General features: G+C 59.6%; 7 protein-coding genes. 2 read left to right on the top strand and 5 right to left on the bottom strand.

Going from position 1 to position 9,365, the window contains the following annotated elements; all coding sequences use genetic code 11:
• Window positions 1–98: 98 nt before the first annotated feature.
• Window positions 99–617 carry a phycocyanin subunit beta gene (locus NW844_RS00035; RefSeq protein WP_011434282.1) on the bottom strand — a complete coding sequence of 173 codons (519 nt, stop codon included), beginning with the start codon at window positions 615–617 and terminating at the stop codon, window positions 99–101.
• Between the two features lie 724 nt (window positions 618–1,341).
• Here NW844_RS00035 and NW844_RS00030 point away from each other — a divergent pair.
• Together NW844_RS00030 and NW844_RS00025 are read left to right on the top strand one after the other, a co-directional pair.
• The gene (locus tag NW844_RS00030; RefSeq protein WP_414332326.1) at window positions 1,342–1,959 is read left to right on the top strand and encodes a chromophore lyase CpcT/CpeT; all 618 of its coding nucleotides are present in this window, start codon (window positions 1,342–1,344) and stop codon (window positions 1,957–1,959) included.
• Window positions 1,960–2,008: 49 nt separating this feature from the next.
• A complete protein-coding gene (locus NW844_RS00025; protein WP_414332324.1) occupies window positions 2,009–3,052 on the top strand; it encodes a hypothetical protein in 1,044 nt (347 codons plus the stop codon).
• Between the two features lie 95 nt (window positions 3,053–3,147).
• Here the strand turns inward: NW844_RS00025 and NW844_RS00020 are convergent, their stop codons facing one another.
• From NW844_RS00020 to ftsY, 4 genes are all read right to left on the bottom strand, one after another.
• Window positions 3,148–4,209 (bottom strand): ABC transporter permease, encoded by a 1,062-nt coding sequence (locus tag NW844_RS00020; RefSeq protein ID WP_414332322.1) that lies wholly within the window; start codon window positions 4,207–4,209, stop codon window positions 3,148–3,150.
• 61 nt (window positions 4,210–4,270) lie between these two features.
• Window positions 4,271–6,010: an ArnT family glycosyltransferase gene (locus tag NW844_RS00015; protein WP_414332320.1), complete on the bottom strand. Its 1,740-nt coding sequence runs from the start codon at window positions 6,008–6,010 to the stop codon at window positions 4,271–4,273.
• A gap of 82 nt (window positions 6,011–6,092) precedes the next feature.
• Window positions 6,093–7,793 (bottom strand): DUF2254 family protein, encoded by a 1,701-nt coding sequence (locus NW844_RS00010; RefSeq protein ID WP_414332318.1) that lies wholly within the window; start codon window positions 7,791–7,793, stop codon window positions 6,093–6,095.
• A gap of 27 nt (window positions 7,794–7,820) precedes the next feature.
• Window positions 7,821–9,278, bottom strand: coding sequence for a signal recognition particle-docking protein FtsY (ftsY, locus tag NW844_RS00005; RefSeq protein ID WP_414332316.1), 1,458 nt, complete (start codon window positions 9,276–9,278; stop codon window positions 7,821–7,823).
• Window positions 9,279–9,365: the final 87 nt, after the last annotated feature.

The raw sequence follows: 9,365 nt of genomic DNA, 5'->3' as shown, positions 1-9,365 counted from the left end.
CTTTTCCAGGGATCCCCTGTCAACCTAAGCTGCTTTGGATTCCAGAGTGGTCTTCACAACTGGATCCGTCTACAGCAGAAGCTCTGGCCCAAAAGGGATCAAACGACAGCCGCAGCGGCGCGATCGAAGTAGGATTCGATTTCGGCAATCAGAGCGCTGCAATCGCCCCGGGTGATCCCGTTGGGGTCGTTCACCACCGCCACCGCGGCTTTTTTCATCTTTTGGATGCCGTTGGCCACCGAGCTACCGGGGGTGCCCAAGGCTTGATAGGTCTCCCGCAGGCCGTTCAAGCAGCGCTCGTTCAGCACGCTGGCATCTCCGGCTGCCACGGCGTAGGTGATGTAGCGGAGGATGATGTCCATATCCCGCATGCAGGCAGCCACGTTACGGCTGGGGTAGGCAGGGCCACCGGGAGCGTTCAAATTGGGCTCCTCGGCAAACAATTGACGGATGGCATCGGTCACGATCTTAGAAGCATTGCTGGTGAGGCGGTTCACAGCATCCAAACGCTTGTTGCCCTCAGCAATCACCTGCTGGAGAGCCGCAAACTCGTTCTCCCCCAGGAAAGCACCTTTGGAGTCAGCTTGGGCAACCACTTTGCCAAATACATCGTTCATGGTTTTCAATCTCCCTAGCGAAAATAAAAGAGGTTATGAATCCACATTCCCTACCGCCGACCGGAGGACACACGCCAGTCGGAAGGGCGACACTGCTTGGGTCCTCAGTGCCGAAGGGCGCTGCTTGGCCTACAGACCCACCGACGGGGTCAAAGCCAAGAGAACCAAGATGAGCCAGCAAAGCCCCTATCCTCCAGCAAAGGTAAGCTGCTGCCGAGGGTAAAGCTACTCCAGGTTGCAATCCAAAGAATTGGACTTGGATCAGAACCCTCAGCCGCTGCCGCCAACCGCAACTGGGCAGAGGGGGAAAAGTCGGCTCCCCTTGTTTCCAGTCTTTTTCTACCGCGAAGGCAGGAAGCGGTTGCATCAAAAAATGTAAATTGCCTTCACCTCGCGCAAAAAGAGTTGAATTGCTTTCCAAGCTGCTTCCCATCTGCGATCCCGGCCAACGCTCTCCATCTTTTTAGCGGGAGTTTTTTACAAAAGAACATGGTACTTTGCTTAGCTTTACAATATAAAGAAAGGTGTCAGCCTCGATCGCGGCCTTGCCGCTTGGCAGGGAGCCATTTTCGGTGTCGGGGCGAACACTCTCAGAAAAGAGACATAATTTAACATTTGCTGAGATCCTTGGATGGGCCTGGGGTTGGGGCAAAATCTGAGAAGGCTTTTCTCGATGCCGGCAATTTTCGGTATACGCCTTTACAGAACTTTTGGATGATTGCCTATGCCTGTCGGGTTTGATCGCACCGCTTCCCCGGAACTGCTACAGATGGCGCGTTGGCTGGCAGGAGACTTCAGCAACCAAGAGCAAGCTTGGGAGAATCCGCCCTTTTTTGCTTCCATCCGGGTGGCCTATCGCCCCTTGCCGGCTCAAGTGTTGGGTGGGATTGGCTTTTATGTGGAGCAAGCTTACAGCGGCCATTTGGAGGATCCCTATCGGCAGGCGGTGGTGGAATTGACTCAGGTGGGCGCCGGGATCCGGATTCGCAACTACCGTCCGCTGGAGCCGCAGCGGTGGCGAGGCTGTGCCCGGGAGAGGGCAGACCAACTGCGCCAACTGAGCGCCGCCGATCTGGCTTATTTGCCTGGGTGCGATGTGCAGGTGCGACGGGAGGGATCTGGCTTTGTGGGCGTGACGGAGCCGGGGTGCCGGTGTTGCGTGGTGCGCAACGGCCAGACTACTTATTTGCAGACCACCTTGCACCTGAGCGAGAGCGAGTTTTGCAGCCATGACCGAGGCATGGATCCCATCACCCACCGGCAGGTTTGGGGGGCATTGGCGGGCGCTTTTCGCTTCCAAAAGGTGGTCGATTGGCAAGCGGAGCTGTTGCTGTGCGGATGATCCAATGCAAGTGAGGTCGAGCCCAAAGGATGAGCCACGGTCGGGGGGGATGTTGCCGGCTCTGATGGTGATGCTGGCTTTGCTGCTGCTCGGTGTTGGATGTGCTGGCCAGGGGGAATCTGTCGCCCCGGTGTTGATCCCTCTCCCGCCGCAAGCGGGAACTGAGTCGATTCCCATGCCGGTGCGCACACTGGGCAACAGCCGCTTTAAGTTGCTCGGCTTGAACGTGGGGGTGGCCGGGGCCGGCGCGGAGTTGCTCTTGGACACCGGCTCGGCAGGTCTGCGCATTGTATCGGCGGCGGCAGGTCGCTTCGGCCTAGAACGGACGGAGATCCCTTCTACCGTCACCTTTGCCGATGGCACCCAGTTTGTCGGCGTATTGGCCCGTGCCCCCTTCAGCATCGGCGGGATCCCCAGTCGAGAGCCGGTAACGATTCAGTTGATCGACCGCATCGCCTGTGTGGACGCGCTGGTAGCCAATTGCTCAGACAACCTGTTTGGGGTGGGGCGGCCTTTTGCCGGGATCCTGGGCACGTCCCTCGATGAGCGCAGCCCCGATCCGGAGCTGTTCAGTCCGCTCACCCGTCTGCCGGGCAATTTTCGCTCCGGGTACATGATCCAAACGGGCGGCTTCAACTCCACCCAGGGCCTTTTCACGGTTGGCCTGACGGACAACAACACCGCCGGCTTTAATTTCCGGCAGTTTCCCCAAGTGGGGAGCTTTCCCGATGGCACCCCCATCTGGCGGGATGAGGCTTTGCAAGTGGCCTACAGCATCAGCAATACTTCCATCCAAAATGCCCTCAGCCCCACCCAGTTCGACAGCGGCTCTTCCGACATTTTCCTCAACGTCAGGCTGTTGGGAGCAGCTCCCTTCTCCACCTCGACTCTCCCCCCTGGGGCGGAATGGCGAGCAGTGTTGGAGGGGGCTTTCGACTACCGTATTCGAGTTGGCTTTCCGATTACGCCCAGTCGAGATCGAATTTTTGTGAGCGGCAACCAGGGGGTGCAACTGTTGGGCATGCCGCTGTTTTTCAACACTGATGTTGCCTTTGATGTTGAACGGGGTCGGGTCGGCTTTCGCGTGCGTTGAAAAAAAAGAGCTTGTTGCAGACTGTTGCACGGCTGGCCAGATCCAGCTAGCTTTCCCCGGTACCGGCCACATTTCGAGCGGTACTGAAAGGGCAATTAAGGGTTCTGCTTCCCTTTGGTCAGGAAATAGCGGCGGCTGATCCCCTGGGTCAACAAGACAAACAACACCAGGGATCCCTGAATGATGCCGGCCAGCGAAGACTCCAGTTGCAAAGAGAGAGGCAGTTGCAAGCTGCCGATGTTGAGGCTGCTGAAGAAAAAGGCAATCGGCAAAATCAGCAGCGGGTTAAAGCCGGCCAGCATCACCACCAGCAAGGCCAGAAAGCCCAAGTTGCTGGAAATGTTGGGGATGAGACGATGGAACAGAGCCAACACCTGCAAGGCGCCCGCCAGCCCTGCCAGTCCTCCACAGCAGGCAAAGGCCATGAGCAACCTTTGGGTAGCCGGGATCCCCAGCCGGAAGGCAGCTACGGGGTTTTTCCCCACCGCCCGCAACTGCAGGCCAAAACGGGTGTTGTGCACCACCAGCAGCGTCAGGACCAAAGCCAACAGGGCCAGCAGCAACGCCACCGGACTGGCCTCTGACCGCCCCCAGGTGGGCAACCAGAAACGGGGATCCAACAATTCTGTTCCGCTCATGGAAGCCACCCCTGGCCTTTTCCAAGGGCCGAAGATCAGGTACAAGACCCAGCCTTGGGCAACAAAGTTCAGCCCCAGACCGGCGAAGATCTCGTTGACCCGTCCCCACACATTCAGGATCCCGGCCAACAGGCCCCAGCCCGCCCCGCCCAGGATCCCGGCCAAAAGTGCCCAGGTAATGGCCAGTGGCGGTTCCAGGCGCACCAGAAAGGTGGCCGCAATGGCCCCGACCACCATCTGCCCTTCGATGCCCAAGTTGTAGAGACCGGCAACAAAGGTGAACACCAGTCCACAGCAGCAGAGGACAAGAGGAGCCAGCGTCGCCAAAACCCGGCCAAACTGAGCTTCGCTGCCAAAGGCCCCCTGCCACATGCTGGCTGCCACCTGGAGAGGTGAAGCCCCCGCCAACAGGATCACCCCTGCCACAAACAGCAGCGCTGCCAGCCAAGCCAATCCCTGGATTGCCCAGGTGCGCTGCGGAGACAACCACGACCGGCCCGATGCCTCGGCTTCCACCATGCGCCGTCACCTCCTCCCAAGTTCTCAAGGAGCAATGTTTAGAGTTTTGATCGTAAACGCCTCAGGAAGGCTCCCCGCTGGCCGCATCTGAGAGGGAGCGGTGCACCAGTTGCCAGCCCTCCACCTCGGCCAAAGGCTGCAGTCCCAAGTCTTCGATGTCAACCTGTTCTGCCTGCACAGGGGATACCCAAAGGTAGTCTCCATGCTCCCCTTGTTGCAGAGCCTGATCATCCACCCATCTTCCCGGATTGGGCGTATAAAAGGCGATGGCCTGCGCCTGACAGACATCCGGCAAGCCGCTGCGGCCAATATCCACCACGGGAAAACCAGTGTCTGCAGATCCCAGCATCTGTTTCCAGTCCATCTGGGCAAAAGCAGGGCTGAAATTGCCGAAGTCAGGCCGCAGGAGGATGCTGACCATGGCGAGAATCCCGGCAGCTAGGAGTGTGCCCAGCCAGAGCTCCCCGGCATGGTGCAGCACCCGCCGCCAGCTCCAGATCCCTGGCAGCAAGAGGTACAAAAGCCCCATCACCACCAGAGGCCAGGCATGGGGTTGTAGGAGCTGCAGACCGTCTACGCCCAGGCGGACGGCTACCCCCAAACCCAAAAGCAGCAGCCCTACCGCCGCTAACCCCCAGGAGAGCACCTGGGCCAGGTGGGGTCTGTCTCGCCGAGAACCTCGTCCCGCTGTCCCAGTCGAGGCGGTGCGGAGCGGAAACGGCAGAGCTTGATCGAGGACCACCCCCGCCAGCAGAGCCAGCCAGGGATAGAGCTGCACCGTGTAGTAGGGGGTTTTGGTGGGATAAAGCTGCAATAGAACCAAAAGCAGCAGGGGAAAAGACCAGATCAACAAAGTGGATGCCGGCTTTTGCCGCACCAAGAGAATTCCTCCCACCACCCCCAAAACCGTCCAAGGAAAGCCGTGGGCCGGGATGTGCCAAAAGTAGTACCAGCCGGTGGCATCGGCATGGAAGGGTTCTTGCCCCAGATCCCACACCTTTCCCACCAAGGTGGCCAGCACCTCGGAACCGTATATCCCCATGGCCGGCACCAGCCAGAGGCCAAAGATCCCCAGGCCCAGCAACATCCCCAGCCAAAAGGGGGCGGATCCCAGCCAGTGGCGCCGCTGCTGCACCCAGTAAGGGATCAAAGCCGCTGCCGGCAGCAGGATCATGGCGCTCTTCATCAAAAGGCCCAGCCCAAAGGCCACCCCCACCAGCCAAAACCAAACTGGGTGGCCGCGGCTGCCGTTCACCAGCCCCAGGATCCCCAAGAGCTCCAGGCAGGTCAGGGGCACATCTTGCCCCACCAGCCGCCCCTGCTGTACCCAGAGGTAGCAGAGGGGCAAAACCGCCATGCCCAGCAGGGCCGCCCGTGTCGGCAAAAAAGCCCGCCCAATCCAGCCCACCAGAGGAATGGAGAGCAAAGCGGCCAGGATCCCGGGCAGCCGAGCCGCCCATTCGTTGATGCCGTAGAGGGCAAAGCTGAGGGCCACGCTCCAGGTGAGCAGAGGCGGTTTCTCGAAAAAAGGCTCCCCCAAAAAAGTCGGCCCCAGCCAGTTGCTCCCCCACAGCAGCTCGCGGGCCATCTGGGCATAAAAGCTCTCGTCGCAGCCAGCCAAACTGGGATCCGCCCCCGAAAGCACAAACAGGGGCACCGCCAGGCCCATGATCAACAGGCTCAGGCCCCAAAAGGGCAACAGGTGCGGGTCGCGGCGAAACTGGACAAAAGAGCTGGTTGCCGGCAGGGATCCTCGGCTGGGAGAACTGCCCAGACGGTTAGGTTGGCCGAAAGGACGCATGAGACAAGCCTTCTGGAACGACACCAAGGGGCGGCTCTGACCAAACTAAACTAAACCCTGCGGTAAAGAGATCTGGCTTTTTTTACGGAAGCTCCAGGGATCTAGAGGCGCTCTCCAGCTTATCTGCCAGAGAGGTCAAGCCCTGAAACCAGCCGAAAAACTGCTCGGCATAGGGTTGCAGGGCCGGTTCGAGGTAGTAGAAGTTCTCCCCCCGGTCGGTGAACTCCCAAAACTCCGCAGCCGTAGAGAGCAGCTCTTGGCGGATGCTCTGCAGGCGCGCCGAGGGCTCGTGCTGCATATCCCTGTAGATCAACTTGGCCAAATCCTCCCGCCCACGGCTGAGAAAGTAAGCCGCCAGCCGCACCTGGGTTTTGCGGATCCCGCGCAAGGTATTCTCCTGTTGCTCGCTTTCGGGGTCTTGGTCTAGGCGTAACAAAGCCTGCACAATGGCTTCGGTTGTTTCCGACTGCAGAGCACAGCTCAACTGGGCCAGCCTTCCCAGATCGAAGCCAAAGGTTTCCGAAAGGAAAAAGAGGCCGGCCTTGTAGGCAGTCAAGCTGTAGTAGCGAAAGTAGTCAACAATCTGCAAGACCAGGGCCGACTGACGGTGGTGTAGGGCTGCCTCGGCCAGCAGGCGGTATTGCTTGAGCAGGTTGTAGCCACCGCGGATGTCGCGCGCGTTGATGACAGCCCGCAGGTAGGTGTTGAAAAACTTGATCACCCACCCCGCTACCGTGAGTCGTTGGGTTTCCAGGGCGCGGATCCCCAGCTCCCGGCTGTGAATGGCCACCAGGGTGCTCGCCTGCTGCATGCCGTTTAGCCCCTCGACAAACAAGGCCTGATACTGCCGCAAGATCTTCAGCTCCAGCCAGGATCTCTCTGCCTCGATCTGGCTCAATAGGCCCTTATCCACCGAAGCAAAGTCCGGATCCCGCTGCAGAGCCGCGGTCAAGAGAAACCAGGTGGGGTGCAGTTGTGCTTTGTGCTCGGCATAGAAGATCCATAGAGACTTTAGACTATCCAACGCTTCCAAGAAAATGCTTCCCTCCTGTTGGCGGAGAGCGCTGGTGGCGATGCTTTTGATCTCATCGAGGGCAGCAAGGCAGCGCTGATGAGCTGGCGAACATTGGCCTGTTGGAGAGTGCTGCTCTGTTGCCACACCACGCCGACGCCAGCGAGAGAAACGACTCTCCTCGAACCCGAAATCAGATCCCAATCTTCTGGAGACAAGGGATCCCAGGACGGCCTGCCGCACCTGCTGCTCAATGCGACGGATGATCGAGGTCGGTTGCAAGAAGTTAAACACAAAGCGAAAGTAGGGGATCAGCACCAAAAACGAAGCTGTGCCCAGCAGCAGGTTCAGCCCGATGAGCAGCCCCGGATGTCCGCTGGCGGGATCGTAAAAGCTCAGGGCTATCGAGCTCCACAAACTGACCACATTGGCCAGGATCAGGAAAAAGAAGAGATAGAAGTTGACCTGCTCGCGCAAAAACAGCTCGGTGACCTTCGGGGTGAAGCGATCCGCGCTCAACTGCACCACAATGGCCACCACCGAGAGGGTAACGCCCAACACCCCCGACAACACCTGGGTCAAGGTGGCTACAAATTCTTGCAAAGCCTCTGCATCCTGGGTGGATCCCGTCCAGGCCAGGTTCAACCCGCTCTGGATCCAGCGGTGCCCACCCCAGGCCCAAAGCAAACCTGCTCCCACCCCCGCAGCGCTCCAGGGCAGAAGGCGAGGGCGACGCCCAACACAGTTGGGAGCTGTGTGTATCTCTTTCACGGTGGCTTTTCCCAGAAAGGGGGCGCCTCAATACTCGCTCAGGAGAGCTTCCACAAACTCATAGCTGGAAAAAGGCCGCAGATCTTCCAGCCCCTCGCCGGCGCCGATGAAGCGGATGGGCAAGTGCATCTGTTGTGTAATGGCCAGGGCAATGCCCCCCTTGGCGGTGCTATCCAGCTTGGTCAGGATCACGCCGCTCAGCTTGGCCACTTCGGAAAACACCGCCGCTTGGCGCAAGCCGTTTTGCCCTTGGGTGGCATCCAGCACCAGCAGGCTTTCCACCTTGGCTTCAGGAGCTTTTTTGTCGATGATGCGGCGGATCTTGGCCAGCTCCTCCATCAGGTTTTTCTTGTTTTGCAGACGGCCCGCCGTATCCACCAAGAGCAGCTCGGTGCCCCTGGCCTGGGCGGCTGTGATGGCGTCAAAGACCACCGCCGCCGGGTCAGCATTGGGAGAAGGATTGGCGATCACCTCTACCCCCGCTCGTTCTGCCCAAACCTTGAGCTGCTCCACCGCGGCAGCCCGGAAGGTGTCGGCAGCGGCGATCAAGCAGCGGTACCCAGACTCGCGGGCCACATGGGCAATTTTGCCGATGGTGGTGGTTTTGCCCGCTCCATTCACCCCGACAATCAGCCAAATGTTGAGCGTGCCCCGTTGCGGCGCAAAGGTGGGATCCCCTACCGTCAACATCTGGCGCATCTGCTGCTTGAGGTATTTGACCGCCTCCTCCGGCGGCACCACCTCCTCGCGCATGCGCTTTTGTAGGGCTTGGATGATCCGCTCGGTGGCATCGATCCCCACATCGGCCTGCAGCAACAGGGCCTCAATTTCTTCTACAGCTTTCTGGTCGAGGGGGCCACGGCCTACCAGGGCCTTCAATTGGTTGATTAGGTTGAGGCGGGTTTTGCCCAAGCCTCGCCGCAGCTTTTGCAGCCAAGAGATCTCTTCTACGGAGATCTCTTCCGGTTTGCGCCCTTGGGCCGCCAAGATCTCGGCTGACCAGCGGAAGCCTTCATCGAAGACCAGCTCTTCCGGCCCGGTCTCGGGAGAGGGAGCGACGGCTGGGGTCATCGGCTCCGGCTCTTCCACAGCGCTGGCTTGCAGGGCTTGCAGACGCTCGGCAGCACGGGGAGCCAGATCGAAAAACGAGGGAGCTGCCGCCGGCTGCACAGAGGGTGATTCTGGAGATACCGGTTCTTTTGTTGGAATAGGCTCCGGAGGCGAGGCCGGTGGCTGTGGCTGGAGAGCTTCTGCAGGGATCCCTTCTATTTGCCCATCTGTTTGCTCAAGCGGGACGGAGTCCTTGGCTGGGGCCTCCTGGCCAGCGGCACGGGCCTTCAGGTTGGCATAGGCGGCTTTGGCGAAGGCCAAATAGTCTTCGGGGGAGATCTCCGCTGGCTCCGTGGCCGACGTGGGGTCTGGTGGCGAAGGCTTTGCTTCACCAGGGGAGTCGGTATAGCGGCGGCGAAACCAATCGAAGGCCATAATCCCAATCTCCAGCCAGACTGTTTTTTTCCAGTTTGACAGAGCAGACCCTAGAGCGCAGCCGTAAACTACCCGACTCCGACCGCT

The organism is Synechococcus sp. H55.2 (assembly GCF_047462495.1).
Lineage (GTDB): Bacteria > Cyanobacteriota > Cyanobacteriia > Thermostichales > Thermostichaceae > Thermostichus.
The sequence above is the reverse complement of the archived record's forward strand: the minus strand, read 5'-3'. Positions and strand labels throughout refer to the sequence as shown.